This window comes from Enterococcus sp. C76 (assembly GCF_040886985.1).
Lineage (GTDB): Bacteria > Bacillota > Bacilli > Lactobacillales > Enterococcaceae > Enterococcus_B > Enterococcus_B lactis.
Window position 1 is genome coordinate 1 of sequence record NZ_JBFOEY010000058.1, and the last position, 356, is coordinate 356.

The 356-nt window shown below is 30.1% G+C and carries 1 pseudogene; it reads left to right on the top strand.

What is annotated here, in order from left to right:
• Positions 1 to 15 precede the first annotated feature (15 nt).
• Positions 16 to 356: pseudogene (locus AB3I00_RS14740) on the top strand (hypothetical protein); the annotation flags it as partial.

Genomic DNA, 356 nt, shown 5'->3' on the forward strand with positions numbered 1-356 from the left:
CAAAGAAATCGATTGATGAATAATCTGACGCAAATATTAGCTGATGATAGTATTAGCTGGTTTCATGGATTAGAAATTGTGGCAAAACAAGTAGAAGGTGAATTACAAGAAGATTTATACCAATTGCTTGCTCGATTATATTGTTCTTCTGAACAAGAGAGAATTGTGCTTTTTCAAGAGTTTCAAGAAAAATATGCAGACGATAAAGTATTTTGTATGTATATTGACCAGTTATCCATTATTTCTCTTGAAGGAAGAACAACGGTAGATATGTTTCGTGATATAAATTCTTTTCATAATCAATTAAGGGAAAAGAAAAAGGAGTTTATTGATGAAAAGATGAAAATTATTCGTCA